This is a genomic window from Bacillus sp. FJAT-25509 (assembly GCF_001420605.1).
GTDB lineage: Bacteria > Bacillota > Bacilli > Bacillales > Bacillaceae_G > Gottfriedia.
The window spans coordinates 151,510-169,170 of the sequence record NZ_LJIZ01000038.1; the positions used below are offsets into that span (position 1 = coordinate 151,510).

Annotated in this window: 17 protein-coding genes; 13 read left to right on the plus strand and 4 right to left on the minus strand. The window is 33.2% G+C overall.

What is annotated here, in order from left to right:
* Positions 1 to 91: 91 nt before the first annotated feature.
* Positions 92 to 232: an acid-soluble spore protein N gene (locus AN960_RS22645; RefSeq protein ID WP_056476763.1), complete on the plus strand. Its 141-nt coding sequence runs from the start codon at positions 92 to 94 to the stop codon at positions 230 to 232.
* Positions 233 to 269: 37 nt separating this feature from the next.
* Positions 270 to 503 carry a small acid-soluble spore protein Tlp gene (tlp, locus tag AN960_RS22650; RefSeq protein ID WP_056476766.1) on the plus strand — a complete coding sequence of 78 codons (234 nt, stop codon included), beginning with the start codon at positions 270 to 272 and terminating at the stop codon, positions 501 to 503.
* A gap of 53 nt (positions 504 to 556) precedes the next feature.
* Here the strand turns inward: tlp and AN960_RS22655 are convergent, their stop codons facing one another.
* Complete coding sequence (locus tag AN960_RS22655; RefSeq protein ID WP_056476769.1) at positions 557 to 1,843, minus strand: glycosyl hydrolase family 18 protein; 1,287 nt, start codon at positions 1,841 to 1,843, stop codon at positions 557 to 559.
* A gap of 77 nt (positions 1,844 to 1,920) precedes the next feature.
* On the opposite strand from AN960_RS22655, the gene AN960_RS22660 reads away from it, so the two are divergent.
* Positions 1,921 to 2,130, plus strand: a complete 210-nt coding sequence (locus tag AN960_RS22660; RefSeq protein WP_056476770.1) for a hypothetical protein — start codon at positions 1,921 to 1,923, stop codon at positions 2,128 to 2,130.
* 28 nt (positions 2,131 to 2,158) lie between these two features.
* On the opposite strand, the gene AN960_RS22665 is transcribed toward AN960_RS22660, so the two are convergent.
* Together AN960_RS22665 and AN960_RS24840 are read right to left on the minus strand one after the other, a co-directional pair.
* Positions 2,159 to 3,052 carry a prohibitin family protein gene (locus AN960_RS22665; RefSeq protein WP_056476771.1) on the minus strand — a complete coding sequence of 298 codons (894 nt, stop codon included), beginning with the start codon at positions 3,050 to 3,052 and terminating at the stop codon, positions 2,159 to 2,161.
* Positions 3,033 to 3,194: a DUF8570 family protein gene (locus AN960_RS24840; protein ID WP_172795449.1), complete on the minus strand. Its 162-nt coding sequence runs from the start codon at positions 3,192 to 3,194 to the stop codon at positions 3,033 to 3,035. Before AN960_RS24840 ends, AN960_RS22665 begins: the two co-directional genes overlap by 20 nt.
* A gap of 140 nt (positions 3,195 to 3,334) precedes the next feature.
* Between AN960_RS24840 and AN960_RS22670 the strand changes: the two genes are divergently transcribed.
* Complete coding sequence (locus tag AN960_RS22670) at positions 3,335 to 3,757, plus strand: acyl-CoA thioesterase (RefSeq protein ID WP_056476772.1); 423 nt, start codon at positions 3,335 to 3,337, stop codon at positions 3,755 to 3,757.
* Between the two features lie 83 nt (positions 3,758 to 3,840).
* Here the strand turns inward: AN960_RS22670 and plsY are convergent, their stop codons facing one another.
* Positions 3,841 to 4,443: a glycerol-3-phosphate 1-O-acyltransferase PlsY gene (gene plsY / locus AN960_RS22675; protein ID WP_056476774.1), complete on the minus strand. Its 603-nt coding sequence runs from the start codon at positions 4,441 to 4,443 to the stop codon at positions 3,841 to 3,843.
* Between the two features lie 176 nt (positions 4,444 to 4,619).
* Between plsY and AN960_RS22680 the strand changes: the two genes are divergently transcribed.
* The 9 genes from AN960_RS22680 (at position 4,620) to AN960_RS22720 (ending at position 17,659) form a co-directional block, all read left to right on the plus strand.
* Entirely contained in the window at positions 4,620 to 5,294 is a 675-nt protein-coding gene (locus AN960_RS22680) for a response regulator transcription factor (RefSeq protein WP_056476776.1), read from the plus strand.
* Positions 5,295 to 5,298: 4 nt separating this feature from the next.
* On the plus strand, positions 5,299 to 7,089 hold the full coding sequence (locus AN960_RS22685; RefSeq protein WP_056476778.1) for a sensor histidine kinase: 1,791 nt from the start codon (positions 5,299 to 5,301) through the stop codon (positions 7,087 to 7,089).
* 81 nt (positions 7,090 to 7,170) lie between these two features.
* Positions 7,171 to 8,364 carry a S1C family serine protease gene (locus AN960_RS22690; RefSeq protein WP_056476780.1) on the plus strand — a complete coding sequence of 398 codons (1,194 nt, stop codon included), beginning with the start codon at positions 7,171 to 7,173 and terminating at the stop codon, positions 8,362 to 8,364.
* Positions 8,365 to 8,464: 100 nt separating this feature from the next.
* Complete coding sequence (locus AN960_RS22695; RefSeq protein WP_056476782.1) at positions 8,465 to 8,875, plus strand: CoA-binding protein; 411 nt, start codon at positions 8,465 to 8,467, stop codon at positions 8,873 to 8,875.
* 481 nt (positions 8,876 to 9,356) lie between these two features.
* The gene (gene parE, locus AN960_RS22700; RefSeq protein WP_056476783.1) at positions 9,357 to 11,330 is read left to right on the plus strand and encodes a DNA topoisomerase IV subunit B; all 1,974 of its coding nucleotides are present in this window, start codon (positions 9,357 to 9,359) and stop codon (positions 11,328 to 11,330) included.
* Positions 11,330 to 13,762: a DNA topoisomerase IV subunit A gene (gene parC, locus AN960_RS22705; protein ID WP_056476784.1), complete on the plus strand. Its 2,433-nt coding sequence runs from the start codon at positions 11,330 to 11,332 to the stop codon at positions 13,760 to 13,762. Before parE ends, parC begins: the two co-directional genes overlap by 1 nt.
* Before the next feature lie 320 nt (positions 13,763 to 14,082).
* Positions 14,083 to 15,264: a branched-chain amino acid ABC transporter substrate-binding protein gene (locus tag AN960_RS22710; RefSeq protein WP_056476785.1), complete on the plus strand. Its 1,182-nt coding sequence runs from the start codon at positions 14,083 to 14,085 to the stop codon at positions 15,262 to 15,264.
* A gap of 133 nt (positions 15,265 to 15,397) precedes the next feature.
* A complete protein-coding gene (locus AN960_RS22715) occupies positions 15,398 to 16,381 on the plus strand; it encodes a branched-chain amino acid ABC transporter permease (protein ID WP_056476786.1) in 984 nt (327 codons plus the stop codon).
* A gap of 9 nt (positions 16,382 to 16,390) precedes the next feature.
* Entirely contained in the window at positions 16,391 to 17,659 is a 1,269-nt protein-coding gene (locus tag AN960_RS22720) for an ABC transporter permease subunit (protein ID WP_056476789.1), read from the plus strand.
* Positions 17,660 to 17,661: the final 2 nt, after the last annotated feature.

Here is a 17,661-nt window from a genome sequence, read left to right on the forward strand (position 1 = left end):
TTCTTTTTTTGTTGTCAAAATCGGTCATTTTTTAATTTCCTTTTACATATTTACAGCAACAAAACTCATACTATCGCTAGGGGGCGATAAAATGGGAAATCCAAAAAAACATCCTAAAGATTTTGTACCAAATCATATAGGTACTCAAAACAAAGCAGCTGGTGGGAATAAGGGTAAACAAATGCAGTATAAAGATCCTACTGGCAAACAACCAATTGTAGATAACGGGTAAAATCCATAACACAAATTTTAAATTGGAGTGATTTATGATGGAATATACAAATACACCGAAGCCAGATGATCGTAGTGATAATGCAAAAAAAATTCAAGATAATATAAACAACACGAGGGAAAATATTAACGAAGCAGAAGCTTCAATGAAATTCGGAAATGAACAAGATCGTCAAAATGCATTAGCTAAAAATCAACGTCGCGAAGAATCTATCGCAGCACTAGAAAGTGAACTAAAAGACGAACAAGCATTTAATAATACGAATGACTGATTAAAAAAATAAGCTAGGTATTTAGAGTTAGCCTCATAAATACCTAGCTTTTCTTATGCTCTCTTAACTATATTAAAATTAGCTTCAAGAAGCTCCCAATTTTGAATAAATGGTAATCCTAATTTCCAATATGATATACCACGTATATTCTCTTCTTTTATTAAGTTAAACTTAGCTTGAATTGATCTTGCATCTTCGAACCAAACTTCATGTTTTTGACCGTTTGATTCTGTATATCGGAAATGAGGTGCTCTAGCTTTGTTATCGAAAAGAATTTCGTTTGTCATTTGAATTGCTAAATTTGTAGCAGCTTCAGCACTTAATGCTTTAGCCATAGTACCTTGTTTAAATGGAACTTTCCAATCAAATCCATATAAATTTTGGCCCATTACAATTTTTGGTACAGGAATTACCGTCTTTGCATAGTTGATTACTTTACGAACTTGATCAATCGGTGATACGGCCATTGGTGGCCCGCCTTGCCAACCCCAATCATATGTCATGATTACAACGAAGTCCACAACTTTACCTATGTTAGCATAATCATGCGCTTCGTAAAATCTACCTTTTTGGTGTGAACTTGTTTTTGGTATTAAAGTAGCACTCAATATGAATCCTTGTGGTAGCCTTGATTTTACTTTATTTAAAAAATTAATATAAGCTACACGATCAGTTGAAGCAACGTCTTCAAAGTCTATATTTACTTCTCTAAATCCGTATTTATTAGCAGTAGTTATAATTGTATTTATCAGTTTATCTTGAACTGCTGGACTTTGTAATATATCGGTAGCTAGTGATGTTGAAAACTGTCCATTTTCAAGATTTGAGACAACCATCATATAGATACAGCGATTATCCTTTGCGATTTGAGGAATGTTTCCAAGCGGCGGTTCTGATAGTGTACCATCTCTTTTTGCATCAAAGCTAAAATGTGCTAAATACGTTAAATATTTAGCTTCTGTTCGAGCTGATTCTTCAAGTGCTGGTTTTATTGGGTTTGAAGTAGGTTGTAAATAACCAATTGATTCGATATTTCTTTTTTTCCGTGGTGGAAGATGTAGCTTTTGGCCGACATTTAATGAAGCATACGGACTAATTCCACTTAAAGTTGCAATTTGACTTGATGTTACACCATAGGTTAAAGCTAAATCATATAAATTATCACCGGGTTGAACAAAATATTCGTTTCCTGTAGTTGGTACAACAAGCGATTGACCTTTTATTATTTTATAAGGAGCTACAAGAGCATTTGAATTAATGAGTGCTTGGCGTTCAACTCCATAAAAATCTGCAATACTCATTACTGTTTCTCCACTTTTTACAACATGAATTTGCATCAAGTTTATCTCCTTCCATTAAACGTAGATATTCGTCTCTATTAAATATATGCCAAAGAGTTTGGATTAGAAGAGAATAGGTGGAAAAGCAAATTGATTTTGAAAATAAAAAACCTAGCTTTCAGACTGTTGACAAACGCTCGCTTTCTTCGTTGCTTCGTCTGCCTGCGGTGCTCATTACCGTCAAAGGTAACTCCGCTCCTCATCAGTCTTCGCGCCTCGAAAGACAAGCGCTCGCAATCAGTCTGAAAATCAAGTTTTTGGGATTTCGTATACAAACCGAAACCTAGCCAAAAGCTAGGTTTTTAGGAGAAATATTTATTTTTTTGATTCTTTATCACTATTTGGATCAAGTGGGAATTGAATGATATTTGAGTTGCTGCCTGAGACAGTAGGGAGTTTTCCATCCCATTTTTCTGCTTTTTTGTATTCAATTAATTCATTGGTTAATGTTTTTTGGATTACTTGGTTCGCTTTTGCTTGACCTTGTGCTCGGATTAGTTGTGAATCGGCATCAGCCTTTGCTTCTACTTTTTTCTTTTCTGCCTCTATTTTAGCCGTTTCAAGTTCAATTTTTTTACGATCATTTTCTTGGGCAGCCTGAACACGTGCATCAATTGCATCCTGTGTTTTTGCGTCTGGTTTAGGCGTTCCTAGTGTTAAATTTTCAACAAAGAAACCAAGTACTTTTACATCGTCTTTATAGATTGTTTCTATATCAGCTGAGGCATTACTTGATTTCTCGCCGTATAATTGTAAAACTGTGTATTTTGATACGGCTATTCGGGCTGCATCTTGTAAACGTTTCTTTAAATATGTATCCTCAATTTCTTCGATTGACACAGGTCCAAACTCGTTAAACATTGATACTACTTTAGAAGGATCAATTTTATATGTATATGATAAATCCATTTCAATCCTTTTACCGTCTGAAGTAGCTAATGCAACGTCTTTATATTCTACAGTACGAAGTCGGACTGGATATTCAGTAACTTTATCGAATAAACCTACAAAATTCCAACCTTGTGATAAGGTATTTTTCTGAATACCTCCATTTGGTGAATAGACAACCCCTACATAACCAGGTGTAATTTTTTCAATAAATAAAGTTGGAATTGCTACAATTAAGATCAGTGCAATACCTGCAATGATTCCTCCAATTAGTTTACGGCTAAAAAATGATTTCCTTTTTTCATTTGGACGAATTTCCATTATGTTTGTCCCCCTTATCTTTTAAAATATTTTTTACTTTAGCTGATTTCTCACCAATTTTTTCAAATGTAGGAGAAAGAAGAAGCCATACCCCGAATAAAAAAAGAAGGATGATTAAGATTGAGCCCACTAGAACCTTCAAGAAGATCGACCTCCAAATTTCTATTGTTAGAAAATTATTAATTTATTATAAGAAAATTATAACATTTAGGATAAGTTAAAAAATAGAACAATTATTAATTTTTTGGTAAAGTATTCTGTAGAAGAATAAGAGGTGAATATATGTTAATTTCAGAAAAATTAGTTGAAGTAAGATATGCAGAAACAGATGCAATGGGTGTTGTTTACCATGCAAACTACTTAGTATGGTTTGAAATTGGACGAACTCAATTAATAAAAGATTTGGGCTTTAATTATGCAGAAATGGAATCACAAGGTGTTATTTCTCCAGTGATTGATTTGAATGTTTCATACAAGAAAAGTCTACGATATGGACAGTCTGCTAAAGTAAAAACAAAAATAAAATCACTTACACCACTTAAAGTGATCTATGAATATGAAATCGTTAATGAAGAAGGCGATATTTGCTGTATAGGAAATTCAACTCATGTCCTTGTTCATAAAGAAACTTTTAGACCGATTAAATTTAAGAAAATGTTCCCTGACTGGTATGAAGCATACGAGAAGGCGATGGGACAGGAATAAGCGATAGAAGAAGCAAAAACAGCATGAATGAAAAAAAGATTAGAGACGAAAAGAACATTAATCTTCAATCTCTAATCTTGCTTTTAAAATTTTACTTTTGGTTCTGTTTTTTCTTTAATTCTTTTTATATTTGGACGATGTTTATATACGACAAAGATTGTAAGTACAATCAAAATATAAGTTATTATATACCCATTGTCTTTAATTAGTCCTGTGTATTCCATTATAAAAGCTAAAATTGTACCTATAAAAGCTGTTAACATTGACGAAAGTGAAACGTACTTTGTTGTTTTTAAACTAATTGCGAAGATAATAATTAAGCAGATAAAAAGTAGTGGCGATGCATATAACAAGATCCCTGCAGAGGTTGCTACCGCTTTACCACCTCTAAAACCGGCAAATATTGGGTACATATGACCAACAACAGCAACTAGGCCGATAATTAAAGGGTGAATTCCATGATAATGGAATAATACAGGTAGAGAAGCTGCTAGTGTTCCTTTTAAAATATCTCCAAGCGTTACAATAATGCCTGCTTTTTTACCTAATGTGCGGAATGTATTTGTCGCACCAAGATTTCCACTACCGTGTTGACGAATATCTACTCCGTAAAATATTTTTCCAACTACTAAACCGAATGGTACAGATCCGATTAAATAGGCTAGTACAATAATGACCAAACTCATTTTCTAGCTCCTTTTCAAACAATAATAAATTAGTGCAGTATCATATGATTTTATCACAATTTTAAGCGAATATATAGATAGTTGCTTTAGAATATTAATTCAAATGAGGAAATAAAGGACATTTTATTTTAGGTAAAATTACTTATATATACCAATATTAACGGAAGGAAAAAAATATGAACCCGACAGTTTTAATCATTGAAGATGAAAAAAGATTAAGAGAAATCGTAAAAGAGTATTTCGAAAACGATCAATTTACTGTGATCGAAGCAGAAGATGGAGAACAGGGCATAAAAAAATTTAACGAAAATCAAGTAGATTTAATTATTTTAGATTTAATGCTACCGAAATTAGATGGATGGGAAGTTTGTAAGTTAATTAGGGAGCAATCAAGTATTCCTATCATCATGATCACTGCTCGCTCAGAAGAAGAAGATCAATTACTTGGGTTTGATCTTGGTACAGATGAATATGTGACAAAGCCATTTAGTCCTAAAATTCTAGTAGCAAAAGCAAAGAGTGTACTAAGAAGAACAGCTGATCTAAAAGAAGAAGATAAAGATTCTAAAACGATTTGTGGAATTACGATCAATACGTCATCAAGGACAGCTTCAATTAATAATGAAATATTACAACTTACGAATAAAGAGTTCGAATTATTATGTTATTTAATTGATAATAAAGGCATCGTTTTATCAAGAGATCAATTATTGAATAATATTTGGGGCTTTGATTATTTTGGTGATGGAAGAACAGTTGATACACATATAAAAAAACTTAGACATAAATTGGGAGACAAAGCAAAGCATATAGCAACAGTTATTAGAGTTGGCTATAAGTTTGAGGAGTAAGAAGATGAAAAATAGTATAGTCCGTAAACTTTTTTTATCAATAACGTTATTATTAGTTATTTTTTTATTAATTGTATTTGTTGGTCAATCAATCTTTATGCAATCTTTTTACACGAATAAGAAAGTAAATATTGTAACAGAGGAACTAACACAATTTGCTAAAGGGTATAAAGCAGGTAAATTTAACAGTAATCAGTTTCAACAAGAATTATCAAAACTATATTCGAAATACAATACAACTTTAGCGGTTTTAGATAAAAGAGGGGTACTAAAAGCTGAGAATAATTTTGATTTAACTGTTCTTACAAATGAAGGGAAAAAGGTATATGTACCTTTAAATAATTTATTATATTCGGATCAAATAGATAGTATTTTAGGTCTTAATATTAAAGAAAATTCGAAGATTACAATCCGAGGTTATGTTCAAGATGATTACTTTATTCCACTTTATATAAAAACGAATATAGGTGTGTGGCAAGAGGAAAATCAACCTTCTAACCCTATTCAATTGTCAACTAAAGATAGTCTTCAGGAAATGGTGAATATTGAAATTAAAGGGAAAGTTGTTAATTTACATTTACCAATTGCAAATCAATATACATACTCAGCTCAAATGAACTCATTAATGGGTGCGATAACTGATTGGACAAAGAGCAATGAAGATTTTTCTAAATATACTCAAGAGGATTTTCCATTAATTTATCGCTATTTAGACCGAGTAAATGGATTAGAAAATAAAGTTTTTATTTACCCAATTAATACTAGTAAAGGTTCAAAAGAAGTTATTTTTGCGATTACATCGCTACAACCAGTAAATGAAGCAATGTACGTTTTAAAAGATTTTTATATTTACGCATTTATAATTGCTTTATTATTGATTGTGATCGTTTCTTTTTACTATTCGAAATTGATTACGAAGCCATTATTGAAAATGAACTCTGTAACAGATCAATTAGCAAAGTTAAATTTTAACGAGAAAATTGATATTCAATCAGATGATGAAATTGGACAATTATCAAAATCAATTAATTCATTATCTGAGAATTTAGCTAGTACGATTGAAAATTTACAGCAGGCAAATGTTAAATTAATGAAGGATATTGAAAAAGAAAAGCAGTTAGAACAAACAAGAAAAGAGTTTATTAGTGGAGTTTCCCATGAGCTGAAAACGCCACTGAGTATTGTGCAAAGTTATGCAGAAGGTTTAAAAGATGGATTAAATATTGAAAAAAATGGTTATTATGCAGATGTAATCCTTGAAGAAGTTGATCGGATGAACGGCTTAGTTGTCGATATGCTAGAACTTTCCAAACTTCAATCGGGTACATACACACTTAAAAGTGAACCTTTCTTAATTGTGGATTGCATCGAAAATGTGATTATTCGCATGTTTGAAAATAGTAGTAATCATTGTAATTTCAATTTTAATCTAGATGAAGATACACTCGTAATTGGTGAAAAAAGAAAAGTAGAACAAGTGATCATTAATATCCTTTCAAATGCAATCCATTATGGTAACCCAGGTAGTGAGATAAAAATGAATTTATTAGATGAAGGGGAATATGTAAATATCTCTATTTTTAATGAAGGTAATCCAATTCCTGCTGACAAAATTGATAAAATTTGGGATCGATTCTATCGAATTGATGAATCTAGAAATAGACAAAATGGTGGAACAGGTTTAGGTTTAGCAATCGTAAAAACAATCCTTGACTTACATCATTCAACTATAAAAGTTCATAATAAGAAAGATGGAGTTGAATTTATTTTTAATTTGAAAAAATATTTGAATTAAATCAAAAAGTTCACAGCAAATACACATGCGTGGGTTAAATTAATATCAATTAAAGATACCTACATATTGGAGGAATGAATTATGGGATATTATGATGAAACAGATTTAAACGATGAAAATAATCATAAAAGACAAAAGAGAAGCAGACGTGGAGGGTATCCTCTTGTTACAGGCTTTATTGGAGCGATAATTGGAGCTGTTACAATCTCAATCGTATCCCCAGATATTTTTAACTTAACAAATAAACCTGCAAATTTATCAAATGATACGAATACCGTACCTACACAAGTTATTAATGTAACAAGGGAAGATTTAACAACTACGATTCAAAATGCTCGTAAATTTGTAGTAGGCGTTAATAATTATCAATCATCAAATCCATTTTCAATGGAAACTGAAGAAGCTGGATCTGGTTCAGGTGTTGTCTATAAAAAAGTCGGAAATAAAGCTTTAGTAGCTACAAATAACCACGTTGTTGCTGGTGCAAAACAATTAAAAGTAAAAATGGCAGATGGTCAATTAATTGATGCTAAACTTGTTGGAACAGATGAATTATTAGATTTAGCTGTTGTAGCAATTGATGCAAAATATGTTACAAATATCGCAAAATTAGGTGATTCAGAAAAAATTAACGTAGGTGAAACTGCTATTGCAATTGGAAACCCACTTGGATTTTTAGAAAGTACTGTAACAGAAGGAATTGTAAGTAGTAAAGCTCGTGAAATACCACAAGATATCGATGGAGATGGAGTTGCAGATTACCAAACTCAAGTAATTCAAACGGATGCTGCGATTAATCCTGGTAATAGTGGTGGCGCTTTAATCAATGCAAAAGGTGAAGTAATAGGGATTAATTCAAGTAAAATTGCCGAACAAGCTGTTGAAGGTATTGGATTTGCAATCCCAATGAATATTGCAAAACCAGCTTTAGATCAAATCGAAAAATTCGGTGAAGTGACTCGACCTGTAATGGGTGTAGGCTTAAAATCACTTGATGAAATACCGCAATTTAATATCGAAGAAACATTAAAATTACCTCGTTCAGTGACTAAAGGTGCAGTTGTTACACATGTTGATCCAAATACTCCTGCTGCGAAAGTTGGAATGAAACAATTAGACGTTATTGTTGCACTTGATGACAAACCAGTAAGTGACGTAATTTCTGTGAGAGAATACCTATACTCACACAAAAAAGTTGGAGATAAATTAAAGATTACTTATTACCGTAACGGTAAATTAACGAATTCAACATTAACATTAGCTTCTAGTCAATGATTGACAGGCAATTGACTTAAGAAATATGATAAAAGAATAATAAATAAGCGAAAAGTTTATCTTTTCGCTTATTTATGCAAACAGAAAGGGTGATTAGCGAATGAGTAAATACCCATCAAGAGAAGAAATTGGCAAAATTTTAAAATCAAGTAAAGTAATTGCAGTTGTTGGATTATCAGGAGACCCGTCTAAAACGTCCTATATGGTAAGTAAGGCAATGCAAGATGCTGGATATAAAATTATTCCAGTAAACCCAACGGTTGATACTGTATTAGGTGAAAAAGCGGTAGCGAGTTTAACAGAAATAAATGAAAAAGTTGATATTGTAAATGTATTTAGAAGACCTGAACACCTATTACCTGTAGCACAAGAGTTTCTTAAAATTGATTGTGATGTTTTCTTTGCACAGCTTGGAATCGAAAACGAAGAAGCATATCAATTGTTAAAAGAAAATGGTAAAACAGTCATTATGGATCGTTGTATTAAAGTAGAGCATGCAATGACTAGATAGGCCGTTAAAAAAGCTCACTGTTTCAGACTAGCCGCCAAACGCTCTCGTTTCATGTAACACGGCTTCTCACTAGCCTTTGCGCCTGCAAGCAGTCTGAAAATCAAATTTTTGCAATTTGTTTTAAAATTTGGCTCACTGTTAATCAGTGAGTTTTTTTAACGGAAGATCGAGTAGGAATTAAGAAAATTTGGAAATACCGAGATATTGAGTAGACAAACTTCAAATTATATAAGCAATTAAAGTGCCAGTTTAAATTTGAATTTTGTTAGCTAATTTATCAATTTTCAACTTTAAACCTGTATTTTCTTGATTCTAAAATCCAGCTTTTTATGAACTTGCCCTATTTTTTTTTTCATGTTCGACTTGTAAGTTAGGAAAAAAACCATTAACATGAACGATTAGAAGAAACATTTTATTTATAATATGATATAATGGAACAGATGTTCTTATGTAAGTGTTTAGTTAGAAAGGAGAAATGGTGTTGGCAAAGAATGAAACAACATATAACGAAGATGCGATACAGGTACTAGAAGGTTTAGAAGCTGTACGTAAACGACCTGGAATGTATATTGGCAGCACAGATAGTAGAGGTCTGCACCATTTAGTTTATGAAATCGTAGATAACTCTGTAGATGAAGCATTAGCTGGTCACGGGACACAAATAGATGTGATTATTCATAAAGATAATAGCTTAAGCGTAAAAGACCATGGTCGTGGGATGCCTACTGGAATGCACAAAATGGGAAAACCGACTCCAGAAATTATTTTAACTGTATTACACGCAGGTGGTAAGTTTGGACAAGGCGGCTACAAAACAAGTGGTGGTCTACATGGTGTTGGTGCATCAGTAGTTAATGCTTTATCAGAATGGTTAACAGTTGAAATTCACCGTGAGGGAGCAATTTACAAGCAACGTTTTGAAAATGGAGGTAAAGCAGTAACTTCATTAGAAGTCGTTGGTAAGACAAAACGAACTGGTACGACGATCCACTTTAAACCAGATCCGACTATTTTTAGTACAACAAATTTCAACTTTGATACTTTATGTGAAAGACTTAGAGAGTCAGCTTTTTTATTAAAAGGTTTAAAAATTACAATTAAAGATGAACGACATGATGCGTTCGAAGAGTTTTATTATGAAAACGGTATCGAAGCATTCGTATCGTATTTAAACGAAGAAAAAGAAGCATTACATCCTGTTGTTTTCTTTGAAGGATTACAAAATAAAATAGAAGTTGAATTTTCGTTCCAATTTAACGATGGGTATTCAGAAACGATGCTTTCATTCGTAAACAATGTTCGTACAAAAGATGGTGGTACGCACGAAGTTGGTGCAAAAACCGCATTAACAAGAGCATTTAATGAATATGCAAGAAAAGTGAGTCTTTTAAAAGAAAAAGATAAAAATCTAGATGGAGCGGATATTCGTGAGGGATTAGCTGCAATTGTATCTGTAAGAATTCCTGAAGAGCTGCTTCAATTTGAGGGACAAACAAAAGGTAAATTAGGTACTAGTGAAGCAAGATCAGCTGTTGATTCAGTTGTTTCAGATCAATTAGCGTATTTCTTGGAGGAAAATCCAGACATTGCAACTTCATTAGTAAAAAAATCGATAAAAGCTTACCAAGCAAGAGAAGCTGCAAGAAAAGCACGAGAAGAAGCTAGAAGTGGTAAAAAGAGAAAGCGTTCAGAAACTTCTTTAAGCGGTAAGCTCACACCTGCACAGTCACGTAATCCACAGAAAAATGAATTATACCTAGTAGAGGGTGATTCAGCCGGTGGTAGTGCTAAACAAGGTCGTGATCGACGTTTTCAAGCAATCTTGCCTTTACGTGGTAAGGTAATCAATACCGAGAAGGCAAAACTAGCGGACATAATGAAAAATGAAGAGATTAATACAATTATTCATGCGATTGGTGCAGGAGTAGGTAGTGATTTTGACATTGAAGATGTTAACTATGACAAAATTGTTATTATGACCGATGCTGATACAGATGGAGCGCATATTCAAGTACTTTTATTAACTTTCTTTTACCGTTATATGAAGCCATTAGTAGAGGCTGGTAAAGTGTATATTGCCTTACCTCCTTTATACAAAGTAAGTAAAGGTACTGGAAAAAAAGAAGTAATTGAATATGCTTGGTCAGAGGTAGACCTACAAGATGCAATCAAAAAAGTTGGTAAAGGGTATATGATTCAGCGTTATAAAGGACTAGGTGAGATGAATGCTGACCAACTTTGGGACACAACGATGGATCCAGAAACTAGAACGCTTATTCGTGTGAAAATTGATGATGCCGCTAGAGCGGATCGTCGTGTAACTACTTTAATGGGCGACAAAGTTGAACCTAGACGTAAGTGGATTGAATCAAATGTAGTATTTGATTTAGATGAAGAAGATAAAATTTTAAACAATGAGCAAGTTGAAGTAGAATCAGAAGGGAGCAATGTCTGATGCAATCATCGGAAAAATTATATAATATCCCTTTAGAAGATATAATAGGTGACCGTTTTGGTCGATATAGTAAATATATTATTCAAGAACGAGCATTACCGGATGCTCGTGACGGATTAAAGCCAGTTCAACGTCGTATTTTGTATTCAATGCACGTTGAAGGAAACACGCAAGACAAGCCTTACCGTAAATCTGCTAAAACAGTCGGAAACGTAATTGGTAATTACCATCCTCATGGTGATACTTCTGTTTATGATGCGATGGTACGTCTAAGTCAAGATTGGAAATTACGAAATGTATTAGTTCAAATGCATGGGAATAACGGTAGTATTGATGGAGACCCGCCAGCAGCTATGCGTTATACGGAAGCTAGGTTATCATCTATAGCAAGTGAACTATTGAGAGATATTGATAAAGAAACAGTTGATTTTGTGCCCAACTTTGATGATACAAGTATGGAACCAGTGGTTTTACCATCAATGTTTCCAAATTTATTGGTTAATGGTAGCACGGGAATCTCTGCTGGATATGCAACAGAAATACCTTCGCACCACCTTGGAGAAGTTATCGATGCGACGATTATGCGCATTGAAAATAAAAACTGTACAGTAGATGAATTAATGACTGTAATTCACGGTCCTGATTTTGCTACTGGAGGGATTATTCAAGGTGTAGATGGAATAAAAAAAGCTTATGAAACAGGAAAAGGAAAAATCATTATTCGAAGTCGTGTTCATACCGAGGATTTACGCGGTGGAAAACAGGCATTAATCATTACAGAAATTCCTTCAGAAGTGAATAAAGCGAATTTAGTAAAGAAAATGGATGAGGTTCGTCTTGATCGAAAAGTTGATGGAATTACGGAAGTACGTGATGAAACAGATCGTACTGGACTACGTATTGTCATTGAACTGAAAAAAGATGCAAATAATGAAGCAATTTTAAATTATTTATATAAAAATACTGAGCTTCAAATACCTTATAACTTCAATATGGTTGCGATTTATAATCGTACACCAAAACAGATGTCATTACCTGCAATTCTTGATGCTTATATTGAACATCAAAAAGAAGTTATTACAAATCGTTCAAACTTTGATTTAAGAAAAGCAAAAGCTCGCCAACATGTTGTAGAAGGCTTAATGAAGGCTTTATCGATTTTAGATGAAGTGATTACAACAATCCGTTCTGCAAATGATAAACGCGATGCAAAAGATAAGTTAATCGCTCAATTTGAGTTTACTGAACAACAAGCTGAAGCGATTGTAATGTTACAGTTATATCGTTTAACAAATACTGATATTACTGCATTACAAGAAGAAGCAGATGAGTTAGATAAAAAGATTAAACAGCTTGAAGCAATTTTAAACAGTGAAGCAAAATTATTGTCAGTTATAAAAACAGACTTAAAGAAAATTCAGTTAAAATATGCAGACGACAGACGTTCGACAATTCAAGAAGAGATTGAAGAAATTAAAATTGCTAGAGAAGATATAATTGCTCAAGAAGACGTGATTGTCACTGTTACAAGTGAAGGATACGTTAAACGAACAAGTCCAAGATCTTTTTCAGCTTCAAATGGTAAAGATTACGGTATGAAAGAAGGCGACCGTTTAATTTACCAAATAGAAAGTACAACGACAGATACACTAATTTTATTTACGTCAAAAGGTAACTATTTATATTTACCAATTCATGAAATGCAGGATATCAGATGGAAAGATATGGGGCAACATGTTGCTAATATTATTCCTATTGAGCGTGATGAAGCAATTCTTTCTGCTACAGTCGTAAATAATTTTGAAGAAAATAAAGATTTTATTTTATTTGTCACTAAAAATGGTGTTGTAAAACGTACAAGTATACAGCAATTAAAAGTACAACGATATTCTAAACCACTTGTCGGTATGTCAATTAAGTCTGATGATTCCTTAATTTTTGCTGGTGTCATTTCAGAAACTGATCAAGTGTTGTTGGCTACAAATTCAGGATACACATTGATATTTAATGCAGAAGAGATTAGTATTCAAGGCTTAAGAGCTGGTGGAGTTAAAGGGATTAACTTAAAGGATAATGATTTTGTTGTTTCTGCAGACAAGATTAGTAATGAAGTGAAAGAAATATTCTGTGCAACACATCGAGGGGCAATTAAAAAGATGAAACTCGATACGATTCCTCAAAGTTCTAGAGGTACACGTGGTGTTAAAGTACTTCGAGATTTAAAAAATAATCCTCATATGTTAATTGGGGTATATGCAATAAATGAAAATGATATGTTTGCTTTATTAAGTAAATCCGGACAATTTGAGACAGTTGACCCAACTGATTTAAGAAATAGTGATCAGTATAGTAATGGTTCATTTGTTATGGATACAGATGATTCTGGTGAAATAAAGACAATCATTCGATATAAAAAAGAAGAAAATAATTAAAAAAAAGACCTATTCCAAGCTATTTGGAATAGGTTTTTTTGTCGAATTTGTCGAAAAAAGTAAAATGATACTAGTAAAATGATTTTTTAGGAATAAACCAAAGAAAACACATTAGAATCTATTAATTTTATATTTCGAAAATAAGGAAAAAAGTTTTTTATTGATTATTTAATGGTAATAATTGCCTATAATAACAGAGAATCGACAGAATTGTCGAAATATTTTGAATCAAAAGAACTTGTCTAACGAAAAAATATAGCTTACTATTTTCTTAAGAATTTTAAATTTTCAAAAAAATAGGTTGTTAAGGGGGCGTACATATGGTTTTTAAAAAGGGATTTGCAATTTTAGCATCAGTATCGTTAACTGCGGGTATTTTAGCAGGCTGTGGTACTAGTAGTTCAAAGGATGGAAACCAAGTCATTAAAATTGCTACAAATACTCCATTATCTGGTAATAATGCAATTTTAGGTGAATCCATTAAACTTGGAGCTCAGCTTGCATTAGAGGATCAAAAAGCAGCTTTCAAAAAATTAGGCTTTGATTTAAAGATTGTACCTTATGATGACCAAGGGGATCCGAAAAAAGGTGTAGCAAATGCTGAGCAGTTAGCTGCAGACAATAAAATCCTTGGTGTTGTAGGACACTTAAACTCTGGTGTAGCAATTCCTTCTTCTGTTAAGTATGAGAAAGACCATATCGTAATGGTATCTCCTTCAAATACTGCAAATGAAGTAACTGATCGTGGATTAGGGGTAGTTAACCGAATTTGTGCTCGTGATGACTTCCAAGGTCCTGCAGGTGCAAATTTCGCTGTTAAAACTTTAAAAGCTAAAAATATTTTTATCATACAAGATAAAACACCTTACGGAACTGGTTTAGCAAATGAATTCAAAGCTGCTGCGGTGAAATTAGGCGTTAAAATTGTAGGTGAAGAAGGGATCTCAGTCGGTGATAAAGACTTTAGTGGTGTATTAAATAATGCGATTGCGAAAAAGCCTGATTTAGTATTCTTTGGTGGACTTTATGCTGAAGGAGGAATTTTATTAAAGCAAGCTCGTGAAAAAGGATTGAACATCCCATTCATGGGTGGAGATGGAATGGATTCTTCAGGTTTAGTTGACATCGCAGGAGATGCTGTTAAAAACTTCTACTATACTTCAGTAGCTGGTGACACGTTAAAAACAGATAAAGGTAAAGCTTTTGCTGATGCATACAAATCGAAATTTAATAAAAACATCGAATCGTTCTCATCTTACGGATATGATTCTGCTGGCGTTTTATTAGAAGGATTAAAAAATGCGATTAACGATAACAAAGGAAAAACGCCAACTCGTGAACAAGTTGAAAAAGCAGTACGTGCAGTCCAAGATTATGATGGTGTAGTAACTAAGGTTGGTTTCGACGATAAAGGTGACAACAAATACGCGAAAGTATTTATTTATACGTTTAAAGAAGCTAAATATCCTGGTACTCAAGAAGGGGAAGTTACTAAACCATAATTAGAAACAAACCCTACCAGTCAAAAAAAGAGTATCCCGTAAAACGTGATACTCTTTTTCTCTAATTAAGGTGAGAAAATTGTAAAATTTTGGAAGTTGAAATAAACTATATTATTTATAGGAGGTCTAATACATGAATGAAGTAATCCAAACTCTACCTCAAGTACTAATAGACGGTCTTGTTTTAGGAGCAGTATATGCAATCGTAGCACTCGGTTACACGATGGTTTATGGGATATTGGAACTAATTAACTTTGCACATGGTGAAATATTCATGGCGGGTGCATTTATTGGTACTGCAGTATTAATTACATTTACTGGGTTAGGTTTATTAAGTAGTTTACCTGCAATTATCGTGTTAGCAATTGTTTTAATTATCGCTTCATTAGCAACTGGGTTCCTTGGAATGGGGATTGAAAGAGTAGCGTATCGCCCATTACGAAAAGCACCAAAATTAATTACATTAATTACAGCAATCGGTATTTCATTTTTACTACAAGATATCGTCCGTTTTATTGCTGAATTAAAAGAAGGAAATTACATTATTACTGGCCCATCACTATTTTCAGGACAACACCAAATTAAAACTAGCTCAATTCTTTCTTCATTTGGAAATGCACAAATTAAATCAGCATCAATTATTATTTTAGTCGTTGCAGTTGTAATGATGATTTCATTAGATTACTTCATCAATAAAACAAAATGGGGTACAGCAATGCGTGCAGTTGCACAGGATCGTGAAACTGCATCATTAATGTCTGTAAATGTTAACAAAGTCATCTCATTAACATTCTTTTTAGGTTCTGGATTAGGTGGTGCAACTGGTGTCCTATTTGCATTACAGTACAACACAATTGATCCGTACATCGGTTTTATTTTAGGGCTAAAAGCATTTACAGCTGCAGTATTAGGTGGAATCGGAAATATCCGTGGCGCGATGTTTGGCGGTTTATTAATCGGTGTAATTGAGGTGTTTGCAGCAACAAATTTATCAACTTTAACACATGGCATTTTCCCGTCAGAATATAAAGATGTAGTTGCATTTGGAATTTTAATTCTAGTTCTAATATTCAAGCCAGAAGGTTTATTAGGTAAACCTGTAGCTGAGAAAGTGTAGGTGAATTAGATGAAGAGCTTATTAAGTGGGTTGAAACAATCAAACAAACTTCAAGGAATTTTCTTAGGAGCGTATATTGTTGTTACATCATTAGGATTATACCTATTGCAAGAATCTGTAACGGCATTTCTATTAATCTTGTTCTCACTTTACTTATTATATAAAACTAATTTTCCAGTCAAATTAAAATGGAGCATTGGAATACTAGTTTTAACGGTGATCATGCCGTATGTTGCATCACAAGGTACAGCTTTTGAATCATATATGGGTGTAGCTACTTTAGTTGGAATTTATGTAGCAATGGCACTTGGATTAAATGTAGTAGTTGGTTTAGCGGGTCTACTTGATTTAGGATTCGTTGCCTTCTTTGCAATCGGTTCATATACTTATGCAATTTTTTCGACTAAACAAGTTACGAATTTCTTACATTTTGATTTCCTTCCTTTTTCAGGAAACTCATTCTGGGTATTTATAATAATCGGTGGAATTATCGCTGCAATTGCAGGTGTATTATTAGGTATTCCAGTACTTCGTGTAAAAGGTGATTATTTAGCAATTGTAACACTTGGATTTGGAGAAATTATACGAATTGTATTTAATAACTTAGATAAACCGGTAAATATTACTGGAGGAGCACAAGGGATTTCTTCTATTCCAGCTCCAACTATTTTTGGATTAGAGATTGATAGTTCTGGTCAATTTTATTATGTCGTGTTAGTTGTTTTAGCAATCGTCATTTTAGCTGTTACTAGATTACAAGATTCTAAACTTGGACGTTCTTGGAAGGCGGTACGTGAGAATGAAATCGCTGCACAAGCATCAGGTATTCACTTAGTACGTACGAAATTAATTGCATTTGCAATCGGTGCGTCTTTCTCAGGAATGATGGGAGTAGTATTCTCTGCAAAGCAAATGTTCATTGACCCAACAAGCTTTACGTTACTTGAATCGATTACGATCTTAGTAATGGTTATTTTAGGCGGAATGGGTAGTGTTCCAGGTGTCATCCTTGGAGCAGCACTTGTAACGATCTTAAATCTACAAGTATTAACAGAAGTAACAAACTATTTAAACCAATTAACATTAGATGGAGTCATTAATTTACCACCGGCTCTATCGCCTTCTAAAATGCAGCGTATGATTTTTGGGCTTATTTTAGTACTTGCAGCAATTTTCAGGCCAAAAGGATTATTGCCTGCCAAAAATAAGGTTGTTCCAAAAGAAGACGTCGTAGATCAAACTGTAGTCGAAGAAAATTCACGCACAGTTTCATTATAAGA

Bases quoted from the DNA above. Each gene is read 5' to 3' on its own strand.
- tlp (WP_056476766.1), top strand. From the start codon at position 270: ATGGAATATACAAATACACCGAAGCCAGATGATCGTAGTGATAATGCA.
- parC (WP_056476784.1), top strand. From the start codon at position 11,330: ATGCAATCATCGGAAAAATTATATAATATCCCTTTAGAAGATATAATA.
- AN960_RS22665 (WP_056476771.1), bottom strand. From the start codon at position 3,052: ATGGAAATTCGTCCAAATGAAAAAAGGAAATCATTTTTTAGCCGTAAA.
- AN960_RS22695 (WP_056476782.1), top strand. From the start codon at position 8,465: ATGAGTAAATACCCATCAAGAGAAGAAATTGGCAAAATTTTAAAATCA.
- plsY (WP_056476774.1), bottom strand. From the start codon at position 4,443: ATGAGTTTGGTCATTATTGTACTAGCCTATTTAATCGGATCTGTACCA.
- AN960_RS22710 (WP_056476785.1), top strand. From the start codon at position 14,083: ATGGTTTTTAAAAAGGGATTTGCAATTTTAGCATCAGTATCGTTAACT.
- AN960_RS22720 (WP_056476789.1), top strand. From the start codon at position 16,391: ATGAAGAGCTTATTAAGTGGGTTGAAACAATCAAACAAACTTCAAGGA.
- AN960_RS22685 (WP_056476778.1), top strand. From the start codon at position 5,299: ATGAAAAATAGTATAGTCCGTAAACTTTTTTTATCAATAACGTTATTA.
- AN960_RS22690 (WP_056476780.1), top strand. From the start codon at position 7,171: ATGGGATATTATGATGAAACAGATTTAAACGATGAAAATAATCATAAA.
- AN960_RS22715 (WP_056476786.1), top strand. From the start codon at position 15,398: ATGAATGAAGTAATCCAAACTCTACCTCAAGTACTAATAGACGGTCTT.
- AN960_RS22680 (WP_056476776.1), top strand. From the start codon at position 4,620: ATGAACCCGACAGTTTTAATCATTGAAGATGAAAAAAGATTAAGAGAA.
- AN960_RS22670 (WP_056476772.1), top strand. From the start codon at position 3,335: ATGTTAATTTCAGAAAAATTAGTTGAAGTAAGATATGCAGAAACAGAT.
- AN960_RS22645 (WP_056476763.1), top strand. From the start codon at position 92: ATGGGAAATCCAAAAAAACATCCTAAAGATTTTGTACCAAATCATATA.